Consider the following 24,347-nt stretch of genomic DNA (forward strand, 5'->3'; position numbering starts at 1 on the left):
GAGGGGGCACCACGGTGATGAGGTGTACGGGTGCGAGAGAATGGCGGCATGGAGATGCCGAGGAACGAACGGTTGCCGGAGAACCCCCAGATCCTCGTCGTGGGCCAGGACGGGATGGCGCTCGGCGGTGGCAACGGGGACGACGAGTCCCGTGAGACCCCGGTGACGGAGCAGGTGGAACAGCCGGCCAAGGTCATGCGGATCGGCAGCATGATCAAGCAGCTCCTGGAGGAGGTGCGGGCAGCTCCTCTGGACGAGGCGAGTCGGGTGCGGCTGAAGGAGATTCACACCAGCTCGGTGAAGGAGCTGGAGGACGGCCTCGCGCCGGAGCTGGTCGAGGAACTCGAGCGGCTCTCCCTGCCCTTCACCGACGACGCCACCCCGAGCGACGCGGAACTGCGCATCGCCCAGGCGCAGTTGGTGGGCTGGCTGGAAGGCCTCTTCCACGGGATCCAGACGACGCTGTTCGCCCAGCAGATGGCCGCGCGGGCCCAGCTGGAGCAGATGCGCCGCGCGCTCCCACCGGGCGTGACCGGCCACGAGGGTGGCGACGACCACCGCACCGCGGGCCGCTCGGGCGGGCCGTACCTGTAACGACCTCGGTCATACCTGTAACGACCCACGCCATACCTGTAGCGATCCCCAGGCCGTACCTGAAACGACCGGGTCCGTACCTGAAACGACCGGGCCCGGCACGGAAAGTGCCGGGCCCGACCTCTGTGCGAGAAGCCTTTTCAGCTGGGATTGCCCGTCGAGACGCTCAGCTCGATCGTGCCCGGGTTCTTCGGGTCGATGTCCGTGCCCGCGGCCGGGAACTGGTCCAGCACGGTGCCGTCGCCCCAGGTGTTGTCGGCCTCGGACTTGACCTTGTACTGCCATTTCGCGGCCTGGAAGCACGCCTTCACCGAGTTGATGTCCTTGTACCGGAAGTCGGGCAGCTGCACCTTGCTCTCGTCGTTCCAGGCCTCCGTCGGATCCGTGCACTTGGTCTTGTCGATCACCCGGGTCCGGTCGGGCCCGCGGTAGCCCGCCTGGTGGGAGGCGGACGCCGAGGCGCTAGCGCCGCCGCTCCCGCCCTTGTCGTCACCGCCGTCGCTGTTCATGGTCAACGCGACGATCAGGGCGACGACCGCGATGAGCGACACCACGACCGAGCCGATGATCACCGACTTGTTGCTCTTGCCCCCGCCGGAGCCAGGAGCGGACGGTTGCGCGGCCGTCTGCGCCGAGACCGCGTACGGCGGCGGGGTCGTCGCGGCCTGCGGGCCGTACCCCATCGGAGGCGGCGTCTGGTAGCCGACCGGCTGTCCTTGCCGCGGATAGCCGTAGGCCGGGGCGGGCGTCTGCGGCGGGGTCTGCGGGGTGCCGTACGGACCCGGCTGGTACGGCGTCTGGACCGGGCCGGGGGCCGCCTGGGCGGTCCGGTCGACCGGCGGGAACACCGCGGAGCCGACCCCCGCACCGCTCTGCGTGGGCCCGGCGCCCGGCACGATGCTCGGCGCGGCGGCGTGCAGGGACGCGGCGACGCGCAGGCACTCGTTGCGCATGGCCTCGGCGGTCGGGAAGCGCTCGTTCGGGTTCTTCTTCAGCGCGCGGGCGACCAGTGCGTCCACCGCGGGCGGCAGCGAACGGTTGATCGAGGAGGCCGCGACCGGCTCCTCCTGCACATGCGCGTACGCGATCGCCAGCGGGGAGTCCGCGTCGAACGGCAGCCGCCCGGTGACCAGCTGGAACAGCATGATGCCGACCGAGTACAGGTCGGAACGGGCGTCCACGCCACGGCCGAGGGCCTGCTCGGGCGAGAGGTACTGCGGGGTGCCGACGACCATGCCGGTCTGCGTCATCGACGTCACACCGGACTGCATGGCGCGGGCGATGCCGAAGTCCATGACCTTGACCACGCCACGCTTGGTCACCATCACGTTGCCCGGCTTGATGTCGCGGTGGACCAGCCCCATCTCGTGGCTGATCTCCAGCGCGGCCAGCACGTCCGCGGTGACCTTCAGCGCCTTGTCGGCGGGCATCGCGCCGTACTGCCGGATGTCCCCCTCCAGGGCCGAGCCCAGCGGGCGGCCCTCGACGTACTCCATGACGATGTAGGGAGTGGTCAGGCCATCGAGATCGTCCTCGCCGGTGTCGAAGACCGAGACGATGTTCGTGTGCGTGAGCTTCGCCACGGCCTGGGCCTCGCGGCGAAAGCGCTCGCGGAAAGCCTGTTCCCGGCCGAGTTCCGTGTGGAGGGTCTTGATCGCGACCTGGCGGTCGAGCACGGCGTCGTACGCGAGGTGAACCGAGGCCATGCCGCCCTCGCCGAGCAGGTCCCGCAGCTGGTACCGACCGCCGGCCAACGACTGCCCCGCGTACCGGCCGTGTGCGCCGTCCTGGCTCATCTCTCCGTGTCCCCCACTGGCCGTCCGGCACCTTCGCTCATCGCACGGACCTTGATCGAATGTGTCATTCCCGGCCAAGTCTGCCCCAGGGCACTGACACGTCAAGCGCGGTGCCCGTTCCGTGACCGTACGAGCAAGAAGCGTCGCGCAAGCGTTACAGGGGGCGTACGACCGGCACACAGAATTTGCACGACAGCGCGTGCTAGAGGTTTCATGGCCGGTCCGGCTTCGGCCGGTCCCGGTTCTGGTTCCGAACCGGTGGCTCGCGCGGAGGCTGTAGCGTGGCCGACGGAGACCGTGACAACACCGCGCGCACCGCGGGCAGAAACGACGGCGAGGACTGATGGCACAGACGCAGCGCGCCCAGGGCCCGTCCGACCCCGAGGCGAGTGGCGGCGGTATGTCGGACGCGCCGGAGGCATGGGGCAACGGCGGGCTCGTCGGCGACGGCCGGTACCGGCTGACGCACCGGCTGGGCCGGGGCGGCATGGCCGAGGTGTTCGCGGCCGAGGACGTCCGTCTCGGCCGTACCGTCGCGGTGAAGCTGCTCCGCGCGGACCTGGCCGAGGACCCGGTCTCCAAGGCCCGTTTCACGCGTGAGGCGCAGTCCGTCGCCGGCCTCAACCACCACGCGATCGTCGCCGTGTACGACTCCGGCGAGGACTTCGTCGGCGGCCAGTCCGTGCCGTACATCGTGATGGAGCTGGTCGAGGGCCGCACCATCCGCGACCTGCTGCTGAACGCCGAGGCGCCAGGCCCCGAGCAGGCCCTGATCATCGTCTCCGGGGTGCTGGACGCCCTCGCCTACTCGCATCAGCACGGCATCGTGCACCGCGACATCAAGCCCGCCAACGTGATCATCACGAACAGCGGTGCCGTCAAGGTGATGGACTTCGGCATCGCGCGCGCCCTGCACGGTGCGTCGACAACGATGACACAGACCGGCATGGTCATGGGCACGCCGCAGTACCTCTCTCCGGAGCAGGCGCTCGGCAAGGCCGTCGACCACCGTTCCGACCTGTACGCGACCGGCTGCCTGCTGTACGAACTGCTCGCACTGCGGCCGCCGTTCACCGGCGAGACCCCGCTGTCGGTGGTCTACCAGCACGTCCAGGACATCCCGACCCCGCCCTCGGAGGCCTCCGAGGGCTGCCCGCCGGAGCTGGACGGCCTGGTCATGCGCTCGCTCGCCAAGGAGCCGGACGACCGGTTCCAGACGGCCGAGGAGATGCGCGGCCTGGTCCAGTACGGCCTGCAGATGCTGTACGAGCAGGGCGGGCACACCGGCACCTGGAACACCGGCCCGGTGGCGGCGCACGACGGCCGGCACACCCCGGCGGGCGGTTTCGCGGGGACGACCGCGATGCAGCACCCGGGCGACTTCGGCTCCGGGACCGCGCAGATCCCCCAGCCGATCCTGCCGCAGGGTTACGGAGGCGGCGACGACGGCGGCTTCGAGGGACACGGCAACAAGGGCAGCGGCCGCGGCAAGCTGTGGATCCTCGCCGTCCTCGCGGTCATCGCGATCGCGGCGGGCGTCGCGCTGGCGGTCAAGGGCGCGGGCAACGGCACCGGCACGGGCACCGACATAAAGCCCACGGCGACGCACTCGAAGTCCACGAAGGACCACTCGGACTCCCCGTCCCCGTCGGACGACATCACCGACCAGCCTTCGGATCCCACCACCGACGACGGCTCGGACCAGGGTTCGGGCGGTTCCGGCTACACCCCGTCGGACCCGCAGACGTCGCAGTCGCAGTCCACGGGCCCGACCGACGAGCCCACGGACCCGCAGACCTCCCCGTCGCAGTCCTCGGACACCTCGAACGGTGGCACGGACACGGGTACGACGAACGGTGGCACGGACACGGGTACGACGAACGGCGGCACGGACACGGGTACGACGAACGGCGGTACCGACACCGGCACCACCAACGGCGGCACGGACACCGGCGCCACGACGGACGGCGGCACGGGCCTGCCCACCGGTTGATGGACGCCTGCTTCGCCGCTGACGGCCTCCCCTTGAGCGGTTTCCGCCAGGGGCGCCGTCACTCGGTGAACGCCTCGCGCACCGCGTCGTACGCGCGCGTCCACCACACCACGAGCGCCGACGCGGCCGGGAACTGGCAGTCCGCGCGCGTGTCGCCGCGTTCGTAGTGCCAGCGCAGCATCCAGAAGTCGTTCAGCCGCTCCCACCACACCCGGTGCACGGCCGCCGCCAGCTCGGCGGGCCCGGCGCCGGCCGCGCGCCGGTACGCGCGCGCGTAGGCGCGTACCTTCGGCAGATCCAGGGCGCCCGCGGGGCGCACGAAGAAGATCGCCGCGGCGCGTACGGCCTCCTCGGCGCGGGGCTGCACGCCGAGCCGGTCCCAGTCGACGATGGCCGCCGGGGCGTCGTCCTTGTAGAGCACGTTGAACGGGTGGAAGTCGCCGTGCACCCAGCCGACCGAGCCGCCGCGCGGCGGGCGCCGGTCCGCGTGCTGCTCCAGGAGCGCCCGGCGTTCCAGCAGCCGGTGCCGGGCCAGCTCGTCGAAGGCGTCGGCGGGGCGGTGCCGGCGCACATGGGCGAGCAGGTCGTCGATGAGCGCGAAGGTGTCGGAGGGGGCGGCGCTCTCCACGGGGTGGGGGTTCGTGGCCGGTCGTGCGCGCCCCTTGGGTGGCATCACGCGCTCCAGACAGGCGTGCACGGCGCCCAGGAGCGCCCCGAGGCGTGCGCTCTCCCCGCGCGTGAGCTGTCCGCCGTGGCGGTGCCTGCCATCGATCCACGGGTGCAGGGCGTAGGCGTGGCCGCCGACGACGGCGACCGTACGGCCCTCGCGGTGCGCCAGCGGTACGGCGACCGGGACGCCGAGGTCGGCCAGGCGCCGGGTGGCGCGGTGCCGGCGCTCGATGGCGGCCGGGTCGGCGGTGTCGGGATCGAAATGGTGCTTGAGGAAATAGCGGCCGCGGGTGGTGCGCAGCCGGTAGCCGCGGTTCAGCAGCCCCTGGTCGACCGGCTCACAGGTGAGGGCGGTACCGGCGGCGTACAGGCGCAGCAGCGCGCCCAGAGGGGGCGCGTGGGACACAAGGGGTGGTACACATGAGCGCGGCACGCCGCAGATGTTAGGGCACGAAAAACCGCCGTGAGCTGGGGCTTGTCACAGGCGGTCGCCGGTGATCGCTTTCGGTCACGCGGCGGGCTTTGCCAAAGACCCCGAGCGGCGCCGCATACCGGGTTTGTAAAGCGGGCCCAAGACGTAATTCTTGATCTTCTTCTCGGCGGGATACAAACGCTCGGCGCCGCCGGCCGAGCACATCTCATGGGCGCCCGCGGGGTGACGGCAAACTCTTCCCGTGACCTGGGTCAGCGGGATAACGTGCCGTTGCTCCGGCCTTTCGCAAGGCTGTGACCAGCACGCTTCCACATCTTCTCGATTTACTTGGAAATCCAAGCAAAATCGCAGGTCAGGTGGGGTTTCACAGAAATGTGGAGCACTGGGTAACGTGATGGTTGCAGGGCGCTCGCCGGGGCACCTGTCACGCCTGTTCCCGGCCGAGTGGCACCCACCCCGTGCCCGGTGGTCGAAGCAGGTGAGCCGCACTGGCCTACCGGCAACCCCGGGGGCCGGAACGACGGAGGAGCACACGTGACCGTGGACAGCAGTGCCACGCGCAAGCCGCGACGCAGCGCCACAGGCAAAGCCGGCACCACCGGCAGCAAGACCGGCACGACCGGTACCAAGTCCGGAGCCACCGGCACCAGGCGCACCACCCGCGCCGCCGCCCAGAAGGGCACCGAACCGCAGCTCGTACAGCTGCTGACGCCCGAGGGCAAGCGGGTCAAGAACGCCGAGTACGACGCCTACGTCGCCGGCATCACCCCCGAAGACCTGCGCGGCCTGTACCGCGACATGGTGCTCACCCGCCGCTTCGACGCCGAGGCCACCGCCCTGCAGCGCCAGGGCGAGCTGGGCCTGTGGGCGTCCCTGCTGGGGCAGGAGGCCGCCCAGATCGGCTCCGGCCGGGCGCTGCGCGACGACGACTACGTCTTCCCGACCTACCGCGAGCACGGCGTCGCATGGTGCCGCGACGTCGACCCGACGAACCTGCTCGGCATGTTCCGCGGCGTGAACAACGGCGGCTGGGACCCCAACAGCAACAACTTCCACCTGTACACGATCGTCATCGGCTCCCAGACGCTGCACGCCACCGGCTACGCGATGGGCGTGGCCAAGGACGGCGCCGACAGCGCGGTCATCGCCTACTTCGGCGACGGCGCGAGCAGCCAGGGTGACGTCGCCGAATCGTTCACCTTCTCCGCGGTCTACAACGCCCCCGTGGTCTTCTTCTGCCAGAACAACCAGTGGGCGATCTCCGAGCCCACCGAGAAGCAGACCCGCGTGCCGCTCTACCAGCGCGCCCAGGGCTTCGGCTTCCCCGGCGTGCGTGTCGACGGCAACGACGTGCTGGCCTGTCTCGCGGTCACCAAGTGGGCGCTGGAGCGCGCCCGCAGCGGCGAGGGCCCCACCCTGGTCGAGGCGTTCACCTACCGCATGGGCGCCCACACCACCTCCGACGACCCGACCCGCTACCGCGGGGACGAGGAGCGGCTGGCCTGGGAGGCGAAGGACCCGATCCTGCGCCTTCGCCGGTACCTGGAGGCCTCAAACCAGGCGGACGAGGGATTCTTCGCGGAACTCGAGGCCGAGTCCGAAGCGTTGGGCAAACGAGTGCGCGAAGCGGTCCGTGCCATGCCCGACCCGGACCACTTCGCCATCTTCGAGAACGTGTACGCGGACGGGCACGCGCTCGTCGACGAGGAGCGCGCGCAGTTCGCCGCCTACCAGGCGTCGTTCGCGGACGCAACTGAAGGGGGTCGCTGAGATGGCCGAGAAGATGGCGATGGCGAAGGCCATCAACGAGTCGCTGCGCCGCGCCCTGGAGGAGGACCCCAAGGTCCTGGTCATGGGTGAGGACGTCGGCAAGCTCGGCGGGGTGTTCCGGGTGACGGACGGCCTCCAGAAGGACTTCGGCGAGAGCCGGGTCATCGACACCCCGCTGGCGGAGTCCGGCATCGTCGGCACCGCGATCGGTCTCGCGCTCCGCGGCTACCGCCCGGTGGTGGAGATCCAGTTCGACGGCTTCGTCTTCCCGGCCTACGACCAGATCGTCACCCAGCTCGCGAAGATGCACGCGCGCTCGCTGGGCAAGGTCAAGATGCCGGTCGTCGTCCGCATCCCCTACGGCGGTGGCATCGGCGCGGTCGAGCACCACTCGGAGTCCCCCGAGGCCCTGTTCGCGCACGTGGCGGGCCTGAAGATCGTGTCTCCGTCGAACGCGGCGGACGCGTACTGGATGATGCAACAGGCCATCCAGAGCGACGACCCGGTGATCTACTTCGAGCCGAAGCGGCGTTACTGGGACAAGGCCGAGGTGGATCTCGAGGCGATCCCCGCCCCGCTGCACAAGGCCCAGGTCGTCCGCGAGGGCACCGACCTCACCCTGGCGGCGTACGGCCCGATGGTGAAGCTGTGCCAGGAGGTCGCGGCGGCCGCGGCCGAGGAGGGCAAGTCCCTGGAGGTCCTGGACCTGCGCTCGGTGTCGCCGCTGGACTTCGACGCCATCCAGGCCTCGGTGGAGAAGACCCGCCGCCTGGTCGTGGTGCACGAGGCACCGGTGTTCTTCGGCTCCGGCGCGGAGATCGCCGCCCGGATCACCGAGCGCTGCTTCTACCACCTGGAGGCACCGGTCCTGCGGGTGGGCGGATACCACGCCCCCTACCCGCCGGCCCGCCTGGAGGAGGAGTACCTGCCGGACCTGGACCGCGTGCTCGACGCCGTCGACCGCTCGCTGGCGTACTGAGGAGAAGGTCGTGACGACGATGACGGAAGCGTCCGTACGCGAGTTCAAGATGCCGGACGTCGGCGAGGGACTCACCGAGGCCGAGATCCTCAAGTGGTACGTCCAGCCGGGTGACACGGTCACCGACGGCCAGGTGGTGTGCGAGGTCGAGACCGCCAAGGCGGCCGTCGAACTGCCCATTCCCTACGACGGCGTGGTCCGCGAACTCCACTTCCCCGAGGGCACCACGGTCGACGTGGGCACGCCCATCATCGCGGTGGAGGTGGCCGGCGCGGCACCCGCCGAGGCCCCGGCGGAGCAGCCGAAGGCGGCACCGGCGGCTGCCGAGGAGCCGGAGCCCGAGGCCAAGCCGGAGGGCCGCCAGCCGGTCCTGGTCGGCTACGGCGTGTCGACGTCCTCCACCAAGCGCCGCCCCCGCAAGGGCCCCGAGGTGAGTGTCCCGGCGCCGGCCCAGGCGATCCAGACGGAGCTGAACGGCCACGGCCACGCCGCGCTCGCCGAGAAGCCCCGCCCGCTCGCCAAGCCGCCGGTGCGCAAGCTGGCCAAGGACCTCGGCGTCGACCTCGCCACGATCACCCCGTCCGGCCCGGACGGCGTCATCACCCGCGACGACGTCCACGCGGCGGCCACCCCGAAGCCGGCGGAGCCGGCACCGACCCCGGTCGCCGCCGCTCCGGCGACGCCGGCACCGGTCGCGTCCTACGACGGCACGCGCGAGACCCGCATCCCGGTCAAGGGCGTCCGCAAGGCCACGGCGGCGGCGATGGTCGGCTCGGCGTTCACCGCGCCGCATGTCACCGAGTTCGTGACGGTCGACGTGACCCGCACCATGAAGCTGGTCGAGGAGCTGAAGCAGGACAAGGAGATGCAGGGCCTGCGGGTCAACCCGCTGCTGCTGATCGCCAAGGCCCTGCTGGTCGCCATCAAGCGCAACCCGGAGATCAACGCGTCCTGGGACGAGGCCAACCAGGAGATCGTCCAGAAGCACTACGTCAACCTGGGCATCGCGGCGGCCACCCCGCGCGGACTGATCGTGCCGAACATCAAGGACGCGCACGACAAGACGCTCCCGCAGCTGGCCTTCGCGCTCGGCGAGCTGGTCTCGACGGCCCGCGAGGGCAAGACCTCCCCGTCGGCCATGCAGGGCGGCACGGTGACCATCACCAACGTCGGTGTCTTCGGCGTCGACACCGGCACGCCGATCCTCAACCCCGGCGAGTCGGCGATCCTCGCGGTCGGCGCGATCAAGCTCCAGCCCTGGGTCCACAAGGGCAAGGTCAAGCCGCGTCAGGTGACGACCCTGGCGTTGAGCTTCGACCACCGCCTGGTCGACGGCGAGCTGGGCTCGAAGGTGCTGGCGGACGTGGCGGCGATTCTGGAGGAGCCGAAGAGGTTGATCACCTGGGCGTGACGGTTCCGGGTGGACAGCGTTGGAAGGCCTGAGGGGGCGGCCGCAAATTCGTCTTGCGGCCGCCCCCTCTGCTCCTCGGGGTTGTCGGGGTTGTTTCAGGGCTGGTTCAGCACGTACACCGGCGCTCCGTCCTCGGCTCCACCGCGGGAGCGGATGCAGGCGTGCTTGCGCAGCAGCCGCAGACATTCGTTGACGCGGTGCACCGAGAGTCCGGGACGGGCCGCGATGGATTCCAGCGGCTCCCGCAGCTCGCCCTTCTCTACGAGAACGGGCGCGATCACTACCGCCACGGTCCATACGTCGGCCGCGACGGAGAGGCGTTGCCGCCAGTCGGCCAGTACGGAGGCCGTGGTGGGCAGCCCTGTGACATGTCCATCAGGTGTCCGAGGGGCCGCTACCAGGGCGTCGAGCCGGTCCGCGATCCGTTCCATCGCCCGGACCATGGCCTGCTGCACGGCGAGGGTGGCCTTCTGCGTGGCCGGCATCTCCCGCTGCAGAGCCGGGTTTTCCCTCTGCAGAACCAGCCTTTCCCCCTGCAGCTCGATCGATTTGCGCTGCCCGTTCGCCAACTCCTCGTCCGGCTGAAGGTTGTGCGCCTCCAGCCGGACGATGGCCTCGGCGACCTGCTCGGGCATGGCGTAGGCGATCGGGGCGCCCGGTTCGGTGGGCTGTACCTCGGCCTCTTCCAGGGTGTAGGAGCCCTCCCGCCGCACGGTCTCGATCACCTCGGCGGCCCACCGCCTGAAGGGGGCGCAGGCGGGTTTGGTGCAGGCGTTGACGAGAAGGACGAGACCTTGGAGAGAGAGATGGCATTCAGGTCTCGGCGCCACCACTTACCTGCGGGAACGCTGAGACCGTAAGCTCCGGTCACGGTCTCGAGAATCTCTCGTTGCCCTTCGGGCACGTGATCGGCGAGCGCCTGCCTCGAGTTGGTGTGCCCGAGTTCCTTGCACACATCCACCGCCGGAAATCAGTGACTCCCGTCCGGCATGGTCAGCCTCCGCACACGGGCTCCGGTCGCCGCGTACACGAAGTCGCTGATGTCGATCGCCTCGTGCCGTTCGGACGAGTCGGGTCGCTTGCTGGGTTCGCTCATGCGAACCACCTCCGCAGCGGAACGTAGAGCGGAGGAATTCGAATATGCCAACTGCGAGGGCAAAGTTCACGATTCAGGGTGAAGATCACCGAAAATACCGGACACCCGCCGGAGCGGACGTACAGGCGTTGGCGGGGCGCTTCAGCTCCCTGCGGCAGACGAACGACCACAGTCCTCGCGGAACCAGTGCCCGCCAGTGCTCCAGCCCAGCAGCCGGCGGCCCGTGCCCGCGTCGGCCGGGTCGCCGGCGATGGCCTGGCGGAGACCGGTGAGGGCGGGAGCAAGGCGGCCGGCGATGTGCCAGGGGCGACGGGCGGTGTCCTCGGTCATGCGGTCCAGGACGCGCCGCTGTTCCTGCGGTGTGCACAGCGACAGGTGGAAGACCATCTGGCGCCAGGCGTAGGCGATGTCCTTGATGGTGCCGAGCGGTCGCGGGTTGTGGTGCACGCGCCCGGTCAGCAGGCACACGGTGTCGAAGCAGCGCAGGGCCAGCTCGTCCCAGCCGGCACCGGGCTCGATGCCCACCCGGTGGACGAGCGTGGCCAGGTTGTGGGTGGTGAGGATCTGCGCCTGCTCTGTGACCGTGCCGTTCCCGGCGACCCAGGAGCCCGATGTGCCCGCGCCCTGCGCGAACTCCGCGGCCCGTTGCCGGCACAGCGCGGCGAACCCGGGTGACGTACGCGCCCCGTGGGAGGGCCGGAGTGCCGCGTTCCCCGCCTCGACGACCGCGAGATTGCGCACCGCCCGGTAGTCGATGGCGTAGTACCGCTCGTAGAGCGAGCCGCCGCCGAGGAGCTCGGCCGCGACCCGCGCGGCTGTCAGGAACTTCGGCGTGAACGTGCCCATGAAGATGTCCGCCGCGAGTTCTTCGACGAAGGGCGCCCCGAGCTCGGCCTGGCGGGCGAGGACGGACAGTTCTCGGACCAACGGGTTGGGCAGGATCGTGCCGGGGAAGGCCCGCACCGCGAGCCCGCCCAGTTCCCGCAGCGCGGTGGCCGCCACCTCGTCCGCGCCCGGGTCGACGCGGTGCGCGGCGACGGCCCGCACCCACGGCAGCTCCTCCACCCGCACCTGCCGCTGCAGGTTGAGCAGCAGCAGGGAGCGGCGGTTGCGGAACGCGCGGTAGTTCGCGGCGGCCAGCGTGCGCAGGGCCGGCTCGGGGCGTGCCGCGGCGGTGGTGGCGGCGACGAGCTGGGGTACCAGCTCGGCCAGGACCTCCGCCGAGGGGACGACACCACGCTCCACGAGCGTGCCGACGGGTGCGCTGAGTGCGGCCTCGACGGGCCGGCGGACGGCGGGCGGGATCGCCGCGCCCGCGGGCACACCGGTCCCGTCGGCCTCCTCGGCGCTCACCGGTGAGACGACCGGCGCGGTCTCGGTCACCCCGCCGTCCTGCGGAAGAGCGGACAGACGCCCCAGCACCACGCGGGCCAGCGCGTGGTGCGAGGGCAGCGCGGCCTGGGCGGCCTGTTCCCGGCGCAGTGCGATGTGCTCCGCGGAGCCGGGCCTGCCGCGCCGCCGCACCATGGAGGCGATGGCGTGCCGCAGCAGCCCGAGCCGCCGCGGCTCCAGCTCCCGCCCGGTCACGGTCTCCTCCAGCGCGCCGCGCAGGATGCCGAGGTTCTCCTTGGGCTTGCGGTGCTTGGTGCAGTGGGTGTGGCGGCGGGCCAGCTCGCGGTAGCGGCGCAGCAGTTCGGCCGAGCGGGTGTGCCAGTCGCCGTCGGCGGGGCCGGGGACACGGACGTACCCCTCCTCGTCCGTCACCTCCAGCCAGTGCAGCAGGAGTTCGTCGCCGAAGGGCTGCCAGACGGCCAAGGCCTCGCGCTGGGTCTCGACTGCCGTGCTGGGCCGCCGGCGCGCGAGCGTCGCGGAGGCGTCGGCGACGGTGGAGCGGTGTACGGCGTCGGGCCGGGGCGCGGGCCGCTCGGCCGGCCGCGGACTGAACCGCAGCCGGTCCGCGAACGGCGCCAGCTCCTCCACCAGATCCAGTGCGGCGTCCGGCTCCCCGGCCCTGACCAGCCAGGCCACGGTGAGCAGGGCGGCCTCTTCGGGAACGGTCACCTCGTAACGACCGCTGTCGAGAAGGCCGTGGAGATGGGTGAGCCCCTCCTCGGACAGGAAGTGACCGAACAGCGCACGCCGTTGCTCCGGCACACCGGCCCGGCGCGCCGCCGTGATCTCGAAGTCGAGCAGGGGGCCGCCCGCGCTCGGCTCGCCGGTGGCGAAGCCGCCCCGGACGACCTCAGGCGTGACCCACGCGGGCAGTCCGGCGACGGGCGCGCGGGAACCGATCGTCAGCAGGCCGTTCGCCATCCCGTTCAGGACCGCACGCCACCTGCGGCCCCGTTCCTCGCCGCGTCGGCGGGTGTCCGGGTCCGGGTGTACGGCGGCCGTACGGAACGCGGCGGCCAGCTGACCGGCCGCGTATCCGGGGTTCGCCTGGGCGAGGTGCTGCTGCTCAGCGTCGTCGTTCATAGCCGACGTGGCGGGTTCCGCCCCCGCGCCCTCCGGGTCTCGAGCCCGGTGCTCTGCTGCTGAGCTACACGTCGATGGGCCGACGGTAGACGGGGGAGATGCGCTCGTACAAACGTGTTTCCCTGGAGTTCGCGGGAGGTGGCGCTACTCAGGCAGACGGACCGTATTCGGCAGGTGGCCCCGCAAGCTGCGCGGCGCCCGCGCCAGCCAGCCGCTCGGCGAGTATGGCGCCGGTGCGTCGACTTCCATGCGCAGTTCGGCGACCGCGAGTGCGGAAGCGGGCGTGCCATTCCCGGTGGGTGGCGGGGGCGCCGGAGGGTCGGGGCTCCCACCAGGGACGACGAAAAGAAGAAGGGAGGGAACCTTTCGCGCTGACGTCGACTCCTGGCTCGGCGACGCGGGCCCGACGGGGGACCGCGCCGGCCCGAGAGGGGTCAGGCATGGCGCCGCACACCGACTGGTCAGACCGTCCGCTGCCGAAGGACGAGCGTGCCGAGCACCGGCTGCTGGACGTGCGCTCCGCGCGGCTGCATCTGGCCGAGTACGGCGGCACCGGCACCCCGCTGCTGATGCCGCACGGCTTCCCTCAGCACTGGTACGCCTGGCACAAGGTCGCGGGGCAGCTGTCCGACGGACACCGGCTGCTCTGCCCGGACCTGCGCGGCTTCGGCTGGTCGCAGATCACACGGCGCGGCTACGACATGGACAGCCTGGCGGAGGACGTCCTCGCGCTGCTCGACGGGCTGGGGCTGGAGCGGGTCGGGCTGGTCGGGCACGACTGGGGAGCGCAACTCGGGTTCCGGCTGTGTCTGCGGGCACCCGAGCGGTTCAGCGGGTACCTCGCGCTGAACATGTCCCATCCCTGGCCCCGGCACCGCGCGGTCCTGCCCAACCTGTGGCGGCTGTGGTTCACCGCGTTCGTCGAGTACCCGGTGCTCGGGCGGGCCGTGCTGCGGCACTGGCCCGGGTTCACCCGCTTCCTGCTGCGTCACCAGGTCGCCGACCCGGCGGCCGTGTGGACGGAGGCGGAGACCGCCGAGTACGCCGCCGCCACCTCGGCGAGCGCCCCCGCCGTCCAGTCCCTGTTCTGGCAGTACGTGCTGCACGACATCCCCGCGCTGGTACGGGGCACCGCGCGGCGGCAGCGGCTGACCGTGCCGACGCTGCTGCTCGGCGGGGAGCGGGACAACGTGGTCGTACCGTCGATGCTGGCGGGCGCCGAGCCGCACGCCGACGAGCTGCGCGTGCGGCTGGTGCCGGGGGCGGGACACTATCTGCCGCAGGAGCGGCCGGAGGAGGTGGCGGACGCCATCCGCGAACTGTTCGCCAAGCACGCCTGACCCGGTTCGCCTGCGTACGCCTGCGCACGTCTAACGCAGCGCCGCCCGCTCGGCGACCCGGTCGACCAACGCCCGTCCGCGCCGTTCGCCGAGCAGGCGGCCGTAGAGCCACTGGGCGGGGCGCAGGGCGGTGGGGCGGCTCGCGCCGAGGACGGCGAAGCGGGTGCCGCCGGCCTCGGGGGCGGCCGCCATGCCGCCGACGATCAGCCGGGACTGCATCAGGCACCAGCCGGGAGAGAGCCGTACCTCGAACGACTCCCTCAGACCCGAACGGCCCACCGCGAGCGCGCCTTTGCGGTCCGCGTCGCCGGGCGGCACGCGGAACTCGCGGAGGAACGGCACCAGATGGGGCAGTTCCGCCTCCAGGTCGGAGGCCACCGCCCACACCCGGTCGTACGGCAGCGCCAGATACTCCTCGGCGTACAGACCGGCGTGCAGCCCCGCGGCCAGCACCCGAAGACGCAGCACCGGATCGGAGGAACTCATCGTGACCACGCCTTCCGGAAGGAGGAACGGGCCCGGCTCAGCCGGGACTTGACAGTGCCCTGGGGTACGCCGAGCAGGGCGGCGACGGTGGCCTCGTCCAGGCCCTCCAGCTCGCGCAGCACCAGCACCGCGCGATGCCGGACCGGCAGCCGGGCCAGCGCGTCCCGCACGTCGGCCGGCAACTCGCCGTCGGCGTCCGCGCGCAGTCCGCCGAGGCGGGCCAGGTCGGCGGGGTCGGCCGGTTCCTCGGCGGAGGTGCGGCGGGCGACCCGTACCGCCTCGCGCACCGTGGTCGTACGCACCCAGCCGTAGAAGGCCTGTGGATCGCGGAGGGTGCGCAGGCCCCTGAAGACGGCGAGCGGCGACTCCTGTACGGCGTCGGCCACGTCGTGCGGGGCGATCGGGCGGCTGAGACGGGTCACGTACGGGGTGATCAGCGTGAGCAGTTCGTCCATGGCCAGGGCGTCCCCGTCCTGTGCGGCCCGGACCAGTGCGGCGGCCGTGTCCCAGGGTGCCGCCCGGCCGTCGTCCTCCCCTTGGATGTCCATGGCCGGCTCAGTCCCGTCGCCGCAGCGCGTTCAGCAGGGCGGCGCCCCGTTCGGCGTCGTCCACGCTGACGGCGAAGTCCGTACGGCGGCCCCGGGGGCGTACGACCAGACAGTCGCCGGCGCGGAGCATGACCGTCGTGCCGAGGCCGCTGAGGCGGTAGCCCCAGCCGCCGACCTGGGAGGGCTGCCGGCGCTCGGCGCTCGCGGACTCGATGGCGGTCGGCGACCAGCGGCGGGCGGGCCAGCCGAGCGGGCCGAACGACACCTCCAGGCCCGCTTCCGTCACCTTGGCCTGCACGGAGGAGGAGACGGCGCCGGCGAGCGACGCGACGGCGCATACGGCGCACACCGGGAACAGCAGGGCGGGGCCCGCCAGGCCGGCAACCAGTGCCATCAGCGCGCCGAGGGCGATCAGGCCGGTCAGCGCGGCCAGCAGTTGCAGCCAGGGGTTGGCCGCGCGGGAGAACCACACCAGCCGCTCGCCCTCGGGCAGGTTCAGTGCGGGGGTCGGGGCAGGGGGTGTGGTGGAGGTGGTACGGGTCGTCAGCCACCAGGCCAGCACGCCGGCGACCGCAGCCAGGGCCAGGGGAAGTGCGACCCCCAGGGCCGGTTCGCGGGCCTCGTGCCAGTCGGTGCGGTCGAGGTTGGCGCGGACGACGCAGGCCTGTGCACCGACGAGCACCGCCGCCGTGGGCGCCAGGGCGATCGCCCGCCAGGGGCGTGCGGCCGGCCAGGAGCGGCGCCAGCGCGAGGACGATCAGCAGCCAGACACCGGCCGGGAACAGGGAGGCCTGCCACAGGGGCATCGAACCGTCGGGGGCGGCACCCCCGCTCCAGTGGGTGGCCAGCCGGTCGGGCAGCCGGTCCTGCGCGGCCCAGGGCAGGCCGACGAGCAGCGCCGCCACGGCCACCGTGGTCCCCACGAGCCCCCAGCGCGCGGCGCGACTCCGGGCGCCTGTCCGGCCGTCCTTGTCCCGGCCCCGGTCGTCCCCGTCCCCGTCCCGATTCCGGTCGTACCCGTCCCGGTCCCGGTCTTCCTCGTCGGTCATATCGTCGTCCCCCGGATCATCTCGATGAGGTCGGTGCGGCTGTAGCCGAGGCGGGATGCCTCCGCGACCAGTTCACGCACCCTGATCTGTAGTCCGGAGCGCCGGTCCGCCCCCTCGGCGACGGTGATCCCGCGGCCGCGGCGGAACTCCAGCAGGCCCTCGTCCCGCAGTTCGCGCAGGCCGCGCAGCACGGTGTTGACGTTGATGTCCAGGGCCGTGGAGAGATCGCGGGCCGAGGGCAGCCGGTCGCCGGCGCGGCACTCGCCCTCGGCGACGGCCCGCCGGATCGCCGCCGCGACCTGCTCGTGCAGGGGGCGGGTGTCGGTCTTGTCCAGACGCAGCAGCATGGTGACAATGACACTAGCACCATCGGATTCATTGTGAAGGCGGCGGGCAACAGAACGGGCCCGCCGCTGGTCGCGACGGGCCCGTGTGTGCCTGGGTGTGTCAGCCGAGCTTGGCGAAGCCGTAGTCGAGGAGCTTCTTCGCGTCCGACTCCCGGTTCGGGATGGAGGTGGAGGCGAGGACGGTGCCGATGACGGTCTTGTTGTTGCGGGTGGCGGCGAAGACCAGGCAGTAGCCGGCCTCCGGGCCGGAGCCCGTCTTCACGCCGATGGTGCCGCTGTAGCTGCTGAGCAGACCGTTGGTGTTGGTCCACGGGGCCATCGTGCGGGTGCTGCCCGTTTTGGTGATCGTCTTCGCGGTGTACGACTTCGTCTTGACGATCGTGCGGAACATCGAGTTCTTCATCGCGCTGCTGGCGATCTTCGTGAGGTCGCGCGGCGTCGAGTAGTTGCTGCCGTTGCCGATGCCGTCGAAGGAATCGAAGTGCGTGTTCGTCAGGTTCAGGCTCTTGGCGGCGGCGTTCATCTTGCTGATGAAGTTGCTCACGCGCGCCGCGCGGGTGGAGCCGGTGCCGTAGGTGTCGGCGAGCGCGTAGGCGGCGTCGCAGCCCGACGGCAGCATCAGGCCGTACAGCAGCTGGCGGACGGTGACCTGGTCGCCGACGATCAGGTGGGCCTGGGAGGCGTTGTGGGAGACGACGTAGTCGCTGTACGCCTTCTGGATCGTCACCTTCTTGTCGAGGTTGAGGTTCGACTGTGCGAGCACGACCTTGGCAGTCATGATCTTGGTGGTGGAGCCGGTGGAGCGCCGGGTGTCCGCCGCCTTGGTGTAGAGCGTCGTACCGCTCGCGTTGTTCATCGCGAAGCCGCCCTTGGCGATGATCGAGGGCGTGGTGACGGCCTGAGCGGGCGCCGCGGTGAGGGCACCGGTCGCGACCAGCGCGCCGGAGGTGACGGCGACGGCGACGGCTCTGCGGATGCGCGTGCTGCGGATGCCCTTGATGCCGGTAATCAACGTGATGTACCCCGATTGTCGTGAATGCCCCTGAAGTGCGGCCAAGTTGAGGTGGCAAGAGCAGAGGGCCGCACGTGTGGGACACGTAAGTAGCACAGAAGGTTGTGCGGTTGCTGCGTGCGATCTTCGTCAAACCTTCTGCCACGCTTCCGCCGCGCCGTCCATCACGTCCGGATGCTGGACGTCGCTGCCGCATGCGTACGTGTTGTATCTATCCTGTGGACATGCAGACGGCCGTACAACAGCACACTCGCCGAGACCCCAAGCCCCCGCCCGCCGCCGACCGCGTGTACGCCCACGTCAAGCAGGGCGTCCTCGACCGACGCTACGAGGGCGGCACCCTGCTCACCGAGGGGGAGCTGGCCGAGGCCGTCGGGGTCTCCCGCACGCCCGTGCGGGAGGCGCTGCTGCGGCTGGAGGTCGAGGGGCTGATCCGGCTCTACCCGAAGAAGGGCGCGCTGGTGCTGCCGGTCTCCGCGCAGGAGATCGCGGACGTGGTGGAGACCCGCCAGCTGGTCGAGGAGCACGCCGCCCGCAAGGCCGTACCCGCCCCGCCCGGTCTGCTGGAGCGGCTGACCGAGCTGCTGGAGCTGCAGAAGGCGCAGGCCGCCGCCGGTGATCTGGCCGCGGCCGCGGTGACCGACCGCAATTTCCACGCCGAGATCGTGCGCAGCGGCGGCAACGAGATCCTGTCCCGGCTCTATGACCAGCTGCGCGACCGGCAGCTGCGCATGGGCGTCGCCGTCATGCACTCCCACCCCGACCGGATCGCCAAGACGCTCGCCGAGCACCAGGAGATCCTGGAGGCGCTGCGCGCCGGGGACGCGGAGGCGGCCGTGGGGGTCGTGCACCGGCATGTGAGCTGGTTCGAGCACCTCGCTCGGGGTGAGGTCCGATGAGCGGTCCGGCGCGGAACCTCACCCTTCCGGGTGATCCGCCGGGCGGCCGACGTGCCGTCACCGTGTGGTCCATAGGCGTCGCCGTCTACTTCGTCGCCGTCATCTTCCGTACGTCACTGGGTGTGGCGGGACTGGACGCGGCGGACCGCTTTCACGTCAACGCCTCCGCGCTGTCGACGTTCTCCATTCTCCAGCTGCTGGTCTACGCCGGCATGCAGATACCCGTCGGCCTGCTGGTCGACCGGCTCGGCACGAAGAGGGTGCTGAGCATCGGCGCGGTCCTGTTCACCGCCGGTCAGCTGGGCTTCGCCTTCTCGCCCTCGTACGGCACCGCCCTCGCCTCCCGCGCCCTGCTGGGCTGCGGGGACGCGATGACCTTCATCAGCGTGCTGCGGCTCGGCACCCGCTGGTTCCCGGTCCGGCGCGGTCCGCTGGTCGCGCAGCTCGCGGGGCTGGTCGGCATGGCGGGCAACCTGGTCTCCACGCTGGTCCTCGCCCGGCTGCTGCACGGCATCGGCTGGACCCCGGCGTTCGCCGGCAGCGCGCTCGCGGGTGTCGTCGTCCTCGTGCTGACGCTGCTGTTCCTGAAGGACCACCCCGAGGGGCACGAGCCCGAGCCGGCGCCGCACCAGGGCGCGGCGTACGTCCGCCGGCAGATCGCGGCGGCCTGGCGGGAGCCGGGGACACGCCTCGGGATGTGGGTGCACTTCACCACCCAGTTCCCGGCGATGGTGTTCCTGCTGCTGTGGGGTCTGCCGTTCCTGGTGCAGGCGCAGGGGCTGAGCCGGGCCACGGCCGGTGAGCTGCTCACCCTCGTCGTGCTGTCCAACATGGTGATCGGGCTGGTCTACGGCCAGATCGTCGCCCGGCACCACGCGGCGCGGCTGCCGCTGGCGTTGGGCACGGTGGGGGCGACGGCGACCCTGTGGGCGGCGACGCTGCTGTATCCCGGTGCGCATGCGCCGATGTGGTTGCTGGTGGTGCTGTGCGCGGTGCTGGGGGCGTGTGGGCCGGCCTCGATGCTCGGGTTCGACTTCGCGCGGCCCGCCAACCCGCCCGAGCGACAGGGGACCGCGTCGGGGATCACCAACATGGGTGGGTTCGTCGCCTCGATGACGACGTTGTTCGCGGTGGGGGTGCTGCTGGATGCCACCGGGGACGACTACTCCGTGGCGTTCTCGGTCGTGTTCGTCTTGCAGGCGCTCGGGGTGTCCCAGATTCTGCGGCTTCGGGGGCGGGCGGCTCGGCGTGAGCGTGAGCGGCTGGTGGCGAGCCGGGTGGAGACGGTGCACGTGCCTGCGGCTTAGCAGGCTCCCGCACCCGCGCACCACCCGTTTCCAGCCGGCCGAGAGGCTGGACAACCCGCTGGGGTGCTCGCCGCCGGCGGCTGTCCGCCTCGGCTCCGGCGGCGGGCGTCGCCGCAGGGATCTGGCCAGGCCCGTTGTCATGGGCAGCTGCGCGGAGTTGCGCGGCATTCGCCCCGATTGGGCGGAGGTGCGCGGCGACCACCCCGCTCCGGCTACGGCGTCACCGTGAAGTTGCGCAGGATCGCTGCCGTCAGGTCCGGGTCGCCCTCGGTCTTCACTCGGTCGGCCACCGCCTCCGGGGTCACGCGGCCGCAGGCGAGGCGGACGTAGGTTTCCCAGTCGAGGGTGAGGGTGGCGGCGGGGCCGAGGGCGGGGGCGGTTTCCAGGGAGCCGCGGCCCTGAATGTCGACGCGGATGGTGCGCAGGAACTCCACCGGGCCGTGCACGTCGAAGACGATGGCCGAACTGCGCGGCGCGGCCGCGTCCTTCGCGACGACCTTGGGGAGTGCGTCGAGAAGGACGTCCCGGACCACGTACGCGCCCGGCGAGTCCAGGTTGCCGGGGCGGCCGAGGGCCGTGCGCAGGTCCTGCTCGTGCACCCACACGTCGAAGGCGCGGGCGCGGTAGGCCTGTTCCACCGTGATCTCCGTGCCCAGCGGGCCGCGGACGGTGGTGCCGGGGTCGCGTGACTCGTTGCGCAGCTGGCGGTTGCGGCGGATGACCGTGTACTCCAGCTCGGCCGTCATCTCCGGCGCCGTGTGGTGGCGGCGGACGTCGACCTGCATCTCCATGTACCGCTGATACTCGTTGGTGACGTGGAAGAGGTCACGGGGGAGGGTGTGGATCGGGCGCGGGTCGCCGAGCATCTCGCAGTCCATGCCGATGACGTGCGACACGATGTCCCGGACCGACCAGCCGGGGCACGGGGTCCGCCGGTTCCACTCGCCCTCGGCGAGCGACTGGACCATCTCGGATATCGCGTCGATGGAGTGCGTCCAGGCGTCGGCGTAGGGCTGGAGGGTGGGATGCAGACTCACGGAACGGGACCCCTCGGCGGTCGGTACACGGGCAGGTTGTGGCGGCGTTGCCAGCGGGCGGCGGCTGCACTTCGGCGGGCGTCTGGGAGTCCCCCTGGTTCTCGGCTGAGCTCGAACCGGGGGGACCCCCAAGTTACGCTGCCTTCAGGCACCCCGGCAGTGCTTTCGTGTGACGATCGTAGGCCTGTGTGGACGACTCGAATGCCAGGACGGTGGTAGTGTGCGCGCCTCGCTGATCCAGATCGCCGTGAACGAGGACGAATCGGTCGACAACCGGCGGCAACGGGTGGCCGCGCTGGTCCGGGAACAGGCCGGTGCCGACCTGGTGGTCCTGCCGGAGCTGTGGACCACCGGCGCCTTCGCCTACGAGGAGTTCGGCCGCGAGGCCGAGCCGCTCGAAGGGCCGACGTACGAGACGATGGCCAAGGCCGCGAGCGACGCGGGCGTGTGGCTGCACGCGGGATCGATTCCCGAGCGGGACCCGGACGGGCCGCTCTACAACACCTCTCTCGTCTTCTCCCCCTCCGGTGAGCTGGCCGCCGCCTACCGCAAGATCCATCGGTTCGGTTTCGACAAGGGCGAGGCCGTGCTGATGGGCGCCGGGCGGGACCTGGTGACGGTCCGGCTGCCCGGGACCACGCTCGGCGTGGCCACCTGCTACGACCTCCGTTTCCCCGAACTCTTCCGGTCACTGGTCGACGCCGGTGCCGAGACGCTGGTGATCCCGGCGGGCTGGCCCGAGCGGCGACGCGCGCACTGGACGCTGCTGGCTCAGGCGCGGGCGGTGGAGAACCAGGCGTTCGTGCTCGCGTGTGGAACGGCCGGGACCCATGCCGGAGTTCCGCAGGCGGGTCACTCGATCGTGGTGGATCCGTGGGGCGAGGTGCTCGCCGAGGCGGGCCCGGACGAGGAGATCCTCACCGTCGACTTCGACCCGGCGAAGGTGGCGGCCACCCGCGAGCAGTTCCCGGCGCTGAAGGACCGCGTGCTGGGCCTGGAGCCGCCCCGCTGCTGAGGGCTTCTCGGCCGGCCTCAGTCGTCCTCCCGCTCCTTCTGCGCCAGATGGATCACGCACACCGCCACCGCGATCAGCAGCGCCGGGTCCGCGTCCTCGCGCACGATGTCGATACCGTAGGTGTCCCGGAGGGACAGCCAACGGCGGGAGATCACGGCCAGGAGTTCGCCGTCGTACTCGATGGCGAACTCGTGGTCGAGGATCTTGCCGCTGACGTCCAGCTCGCTGCCGTCGACCAGGGACACCCGGTAGTGGTTGCGCAGCAGGGACAGCCGTTTGCGCTTGATGGTGGCCAGGCCCTCGCCGTCCCGCTCGATCACCATGGTGTCGCGCAGCGCGAACATCTTCTGGTGGATGTCGATCAGGACGCGCCCGTGGGCGTCCTTCAGCTGGAAGGTGTCCCGCAGCCGCATGGCCTTGCCGTCGACGAGGAAGACCTTGCGGCCGTGCTCGTCCTCGATCCAGTAGTCGTCACCGATGCCGAGCAGCCGGTCGTGTACGAGGAGTCTCATGCGGGTACCGTTCCCCGCCGCGCGTTGATCGTCACGGGCCGGCCGGCCCGAAGCGCCTCCGGTACGCCGATGGGCTGAGCCCCGTCTCCCGGCGCAGCCGGGCCCGCAGATTGGCCGCCGTACCGAGGCCGCAGCGGGCCGCGACGACGTCCAGGCGCTCCTCGCCCCGCTCGATCAGCCGGCAGGCCAGAGCCACCCGCTCCCCGGTGAGCCAGGCCAGCGGGGTCGTACCCAGCTGGGTACGGAAGCGGCGGTGCAGGGTGGCGGGGCTGACGGCCGCGCGGTCGGCGAGGTCCGCCACGGTCAGCGGCTCGCCGAGCCGCTCCTGCGCCCAGGCCAGCAGCGGGCCGAGCGACTCGTCGGGCACGTCGGGCACGGGGCGCTCCACGAACTGCCGCTGGCCGCCGTCGCGGTGGGCGGCGAAGACGAGGCGCCGGGAGACGGCGTTGGCGACTTCGGCGCCGTGGTCGCGGCGCCAGAGGTGCAGCCCGAGGTCGAGCGCGGCGGCGCTGCCGGCGGCGGTGAGGATGTCGCCCTCGTCCACGAAGAGGACGTCCGGCTCCAGCAGCACCTTGGGATGCAGGTCCCGGAAGGTGTCCGCCCACATCCAGTGGGTGGTGGCCCGGCGGCCGTCGAGCAGTCCGGACTCGGCGAGGGCGAAGGTGCCCGTGCAGAGGCTGACGATGCGCGCCCCGCGCGCGTGGCTGTGCCGGATGGCCTCCAGGACGTCGGCGCCGCGCGGTACGACGTTGTCCGGGCGTCCGGGTACGACGAGGGTGTCGGCCTCGTCCACCGCCTCCAGGCCGGGTACGCCGGTCAGGGTGAAGAAGCCGTGGTTCATCCGGATCCGCGGGGTGGGCGCGCACAGCGTCACCGTGTACAGCGGCCCCTGATCGCCCAGTTCGGGCCGGGGCAGTCCGAACAGTTCGGTCGCGACGCCGACCTCGAAGGGGTTGGTGCCCGCGTCCACGATCACGACGACCCGGTGCGGCGGCACGATCCCGTGGGGTGGCTGAGAGGATCCTTGCGGCATATGCGATTCCTAGCACTCGTGGGGCGATACCGGAACCCCGCACGATGACCGCATGGAATCCAAAGAACCGATGTCCCTGGACAAGGCGCTCGCCTCCTTCACCGACTGCTGGAGTCCGCGCATCGTCGCCACCGTCAACGACTACGACGTCCGGATCGCCAAGTTCGAGGGCGAGCACGTCTGGCACGTGCACGAGGACACCGACGAGTTCTTCCTGGTCCTCGACGGCGAGGTGCACCTGGGCCTGCGCGAGCCGGCCGGCGAGCGCACGGTCGTCCTGACCAGGGGCTCGGTGTTCACCGTGCCGCGCGGCACCTTTCACAAGCCGTCCGCTCCCGAGCGCGCCGAGGTCCTCCTCTTCGAGCCCACCGGCACCCTCTCGGTCGGCGACCGGCACGAGGAGGTCCCCGGCCACGTGGACGTGACCACGGGCCACGCCCTGTCCTGACCGGGATCAAGGACTACGAAGACCCCGCCGACCCTCCGGCTGGGCGCCGCAAGCGAATGGTCGCCTTCCTGTGGCCGGAGGGCGGTGGGCGTGAGTGG

General features: G+C 71.4%; 21 protein-coding genes, 1 tRNA gene and 1 pseudogene. 10 read left to right on the forward strand and 13 right to left on the reverse strand.

Translation table 11 applies throughout. The features are described 5' to 3' along the window. Positions 1–48 precede the first annotated feature (48 nt). On the forward strand, positions 49–594 hold the full coding sequence (locus AB0M27_RS32220) for a bacterial proteasome activator family protein (protein ID WP_365726983.1): 546 nt from the start codon (positions 49–51) through the stop codon (positions 592–594). Between the two features lie 140 nt (positions 595–734). On the opposite strand, the gene AB0M27_RS32225 is transcribed toward AB0M27_RS32220, so the two are convergent. Then, complete coding sequence (locus AB0M27_RS32225; protein WP_365726985.1) at positions 735–2,390, reverse strand: protein kinase; 1,656 nt, start codon at positions 2,388–2,390, stop codon at positions 735–737. Positions 2,391–2,733: 343 nt separating this feature from the next. Between AB0M27_RS32225 and AB0M27_RS32230 the strand changes: the two genes are divergently transcribed. Continuing rightward, positions 2,734–4,383 carry a protein kinase gene (locus AB0M27_RS32230; protein ID WP_365726987.1) on the forward strand — a complete coding sequence of 550 codons (1,650 nt, stop codon included), beginning with the start codon at positions 2,734–2,736 and terminating at the stop codon, positions 4,381–4,383. A gap of 58 nt (positions 4,384–4,441) precedes the next feature. Here the strand turns inward: AB0M27_RS32230 and AB0M27_RS32235 are convergent, their stop codons facing one another. Continuing rightward, complete coding sequence (locus tag AB0M27_RS32235; RefSeq protein WP_365726990.1) at positions 4,442–5,458, reverse strand: phosphotransferase; 1,017 nt, start codon at positions 5,456–5,458, stop codon at positions 4,442–4,444. Between the two features lie 561 nt (positions 5,459–6,019). Here AB0M27_RS32235 and pdhA point away from each other — a divergent pair. Genes pdhA through AB0M27_RS32250 form a run of 3 tightly spaced genes read left to right on the forward strand, consistent with a single transcriptional unit; the run spans position 6,020 to position 9,645 of the window. Further along, positions 6,020–7,255, forward strand: a complete 1,236-nt coding sequence (gene pdhA / locus AB0M27_RS32240; RefSeq protein WP_365726992.1) for a pyruvate dehydrogenase (acetyl-transferring) E1 component subunit alpha — start codon at positions 6,020–6,022, stop codon at positions 7,253–7,255. Between the two features lies 1 nt (position 7,256). Then, on the forward strand, positions 7,257–8,234 hold the full coding sequence (locus tag AB0M27_RS32245; RefSeq protein WP_365726994.1) for an alpha-ketoacid dehydrogenase subunit beta: 978 nt from the start codon (positions 7,257–7,259) through the stop codon (positions 8,232–8,234). 10 nt (positions 8,235–8,244) lie between these two features. Continuing rightward, positions 8,245–9,645, forward strand: a complete 1,401-nt coding sequence (locus tag AB0M27_RS32250) for a dihydrolipoamide acetyltransferase family protein (RefSeq protein WP_365726995.1) — start codon at positions 8,245–8,247, stop codon at positions 9,643–9,645. Between the two features lie 95 nt (positions 9,646–9,740). On the opposite strand, the pseudogene AB0M27_RS32255 reads toward AB0M27_RS32250, so the two are convergent. The 3 genes and pseudogenes from AB0M27_RS32255 to AB0M27_RS32265 form a co-directional block, all read right to left on the reverse strand. After that, a pseudogene (locus AB0M27_RS32255) lies at positions 9,741–10,741 on the reverse strand (Bro-N domain-containing protein). A 141-nt stretch (positions 10,742–10,882) separates the two neighbouring features. After that, positions 10,883–13,216 (reverse strand): hypothetical protein, encoded by a 2,334-nt coding sequence (locus tag AB0M27_RS32260; protein WP_365726997.1) that lies wholly within the window; start codon positions 13,214–13,216, stop codon positions 10,883–10,885. Between the two features lie 2 nt (positions 13,217–13,218). Further along, positions 13,219–13,290: transfer RNA gene (locus tag AB0M27_RS32265), tRNA-Ser, on the reverse strand. 366 nt (positions 13,291–13,656) lie between these two features. On the opposite strand from AB0M27_RS32265, the gene AB0M27_RS32270 reads away from it, so the two are divergent. Next, on the forward strand, positions 13,657–14,556 hold the full coding sequence (locus AB0M27_RS32270) for an alpha/beta hydrolase (RefSeq protein ID WP_365726998.1): 900 nt from the start codon (positions 13,657–13,659) through the stop codon (positions 14,554–14,556). Positions 14,557–14,586: 30 nt separating this feature from the next. On the opposite strand, the gene AB0M27_RS32275 is transcribed toward AB0M27_RS32270, so the two are convergent. The 5 genes from AB0M27_RS32275 to AB0M27_RS32295 form a co-directional block, all read right to left on the reverse strand. Then, positions 14,587–15,042: a hypothetical protein gene (locus AB0M27_RS32275; protein ID WP_365727000.1), complete on the reverse strand. Its 456-nt coding sequence runs from the start codon at positions 15,040–15,042 to the stop codon at positions 14,587–14,589. Next, positions 15,039–15,590 carry an RNA polymerase sigma factor gene (locus tag AB0M27_RS32280; RefSeq protein WP_365727002.1) on the reverse strand — a complete coding sequence of 184 codons (552 nt, stop codon included), beginning with the start codon at positions 15,588–15,590 and terminating at the stop codon, positions 15,039–15,041. The genes AB0M27_RS32275 and AB0M27_RS32280 overlap by 4 nt, the downstream gene beginning before the upstream one ends. 7 nt (positions 15,591–15,597) lie before the next feature. After that, positions 15,598–16,272, reverse strand: coding sequence for a DUF1648 domain-containing protein (locus AB0M27_RS32285; RefSeq protein ID WP_365727004.1), 675 nt, complete (start codon positions 16,270–16,272; stop codon positions 15,598–15,600). Positions 16,273–16,635: 363 nt separating this feature from the next. Beyond that, on the reverse strand, positions 16,636–16,986 hold the full coding sequence (locus AB0M27_RS32290; RefSeq protein WP_365727006.1) for a GntR family transcriptional regulator: 351 nt from the start codon (positions 16,984–16,986) through the stop codon (positions 16,636–16,638). Positions 16,987–17,086: 100 nt separating this feature from the next. Further along, on the reverse strand, positions 17,087–17,998 hold the full coding sequence (locus AB0M27_RS32295; protein WP_365727008.1) for a D-alanyl-D-alanine carboxypeptidase: 912 nt from the start codon (positions 17,996–17,998) through the stop codon (positions 17,087–17,089). A gap of 224 nt (positions 17,999–18,222) precedes the next feature. Between AB0M27_RS32295 and AB0M27_RS32300 the strand changes: the two genes are divergently transcribed. After that, on the forward strand, positions 18,223–18,897 hold the full coding sequence (locus AB0M27_RS32300) for a GntR family transcriptional regulator (protein ID WP_365727010.1): 675 nt from the start codon (positions 18,223–18,225) through the stop codon (positions 18,895–18,897). After that, positions 18,894–20,204: an MFS transporter gene (locus tag AB0M27_RS32305; RefSeq protein WP_365727011.1), complete on the forward strand. Its 1,311-nt coding sequence runs from the start codon at positions 18,894–18,896 to the stop codon at positions 20,202–20,204. Before AB0M27_RS32300 ends, AB0M27_RS32305 begins: the two co-directional genes overlap by 4 nt. A gap of 212 nt (positions 20,205–20,416) precedes the next feature. On the opposite strand, the gene AB0M27_RS32310 is transcribed toward AB0M27_RS32305, so the two are convergent. After that, positions 20,417–21,241 (reverse strand): maleylpyruvate isomerase family mycothiol-dependent enzyme, encoded by an 825-nt coding sequence (locus tag AB0M27_RS32310; RefSeq protein ID WP_365727013.1) that lies wholly within the window; start codon positions 21,239–21,241, stop codon positions 20,417–20,419. A gap of 220 nt (positions 21,242–21,461) precedes the next feature. On the opposite strand from AB0M27_RS32310, the gene AB0M27_RS32315 reads away from it, so the two are divergent. Continuing rightward, positions 21,462–22,256 (forward strand): carbon-nitrogen family hydrolase, encoded by a 795-nt coding sequence (locus AB0M27_RS32315; RefSeq protein ID WP_365727014.1) that lies wholly within the window; start codon positions 21,462–21,464, stop codon positions 22,254–22,256. A 17-nt stretch (positions 22,257–22,273) separates the two neighbouring features. Here AB0M27_RS32315 and AB0M27_RS32320 read toward each other — a convergent pair whose 3' ends face one another. Together AB0M27_RS32320 and AB0M27_RS32325 are read right to left on the reverse strand one after the other, a co-directional pair. Next, positions 22,274–22,768 carry an LURP-one-related family protein gene (locus tag AB0M27_RS32320; protein ID WP_365727016.1) on the reverse strand — a complete coding sequence of 165 codons (495 nt, stop codon included), beginning with the start codon at positions 22,766–22,768 and terminating at the stop codon, positions 22,274–22,276. Between the two features lie 31 nt (positions 22,769–22,799). Beyond that, positions 22,800–23,801: a helix-turn-helix domain-containing protein gene (locus AB0M27_RS32325; RefSeq protein WP_365727018.1), complete on the reverse strand. Its 1,002-nt coding sequence runs from the start codon at positions 23,799–23,801 to the stop codon at positions 22,800–22,802. Between the two features lie 52 nt (positions 23,802–23,853). Between AB0M27_RS32325 and AB0M27_RS32330 the strand changes: the two genes are divergently transcribed. After that, positions 23,854–24,249 carry a cupin domain-containing protein gene (locus AB0M27_RS32330; RefSeq protein WP_365727019.1) on the forward strand — a complete coding sequence of 132 codons (396 nt, stop codon included), beginning with the start codon at positions 23,854–23,856 and terminating at the stop codon, positions 24,247–24,249. Positions 24,250–24,347 lie beyond the last annotated feature (98 nt).

It is taken from the genome of Streptomyces sp. NPDC052107 (assembly GCF_040680215.1).
In the GTDB taxonomy this organism is placed as follows: domain Bacteria; phylum Actinomycetota; class Actinomycetes; order Streptomycetales; family Streptomycetaceae; genus Streptomyces.

Coding starts and splice junctions, on each gene's coding strand:
- AB0M27_RS32320 (WP_365727016.1), bottom strand. CDS start 22,768: ATGAGACTCCTCGTACACGACCGGCTGCTCGGCATCGGTGACGACTAC.
- AB0M27_RS32260 (WP_365726997.1), bottom strand. CDS start 13,216: ATGAACGACGACGCTGAGCAGCAGCACCTCGCCCAGGCGAACCCCGGA.
- AB0M27_RS32230 (WP_365726987.1), top strand. CDS start 2,734: ATGGCACAGACGCAGCGCGCCCAGGGCCCGTCCGACCCCGAGGCGAGT.
- AB0M27_RS32220 (WP_365726983.1), top strand. CDS start 49: ATGGAGATGCCGAGGAACGAACGGTTGCCGGAGAACCCCCAGATCCTC.
- AB0M27_RS32270 (WP_365726998.1), top strand. CDS start 13,657: ATGGCGCCGCACACCGACTGGTCAGACCGTCCGCTGCCGAAGGACGAG.
- AB0M27_RS32225 (WP_365726985.1), bottom strand. CDS start 2,390: ATGAGCCAGGACGGCGCACACGGCCGGTACGCGGGGCAGTCGTTGGCC.
- AB0M27_RS32300 (WP_365727010.1), top strand. CDS start 18,223: ATGCAGACGGCCGTACAACAGCACACTCGCCGAGACCCCAAGCCCCCG.
- AB0M27_RS32330 (WP_365727019.1), top strand. CDS start 23,854: ATGGAATCCAAAGAACCGATGTCCCTGGACAAGGCGCTCGCCTCCTTC.
- AB0M27_RS32325 (WP_365727018.1), bottom strand. CDS start 23,801: ATGCCGCAAGGATCCTCTCAGCCACCCCACGGGATCGTGCCGCCGCAC.
- AB0M27_RS32290 (WP_365727006.1), bottom strand. CDS start 16,986: ATGCTGCTGCGTCTGGACAAGACCGACACCCGCCCCCTGCACGAGCAG.
- AB0M27_RS32305 (WP_365727011.1), top strand. CDS start 18,894: ATGAGCGGTCCGGCGCGGAACCTCACCCTTCCGGGTGATCCGCCGGGC.
- AB0M27_RS32280 (WP_365727002.1), bottom strand. CDS start 15,590: ATGGACATCCAAGGGGAGGACGACGGCCGGGCGGCACCCTGGGACACG.
- AB0M27_RS32245 (WP_365726994.1), top strand. CDS start 7,257: ATGGCCGAGAAGATGGCGATGGCGAAGGCCATCAACGAGTCGCTGCGC.
- AB0M27_RS32275 (WP_365727000.1), bottom strand. CDS start 15,042: ATGAGTTCCTCCGATCCGGTGCTGCGTCTTCGGGTGCTGGCCGCGGGG.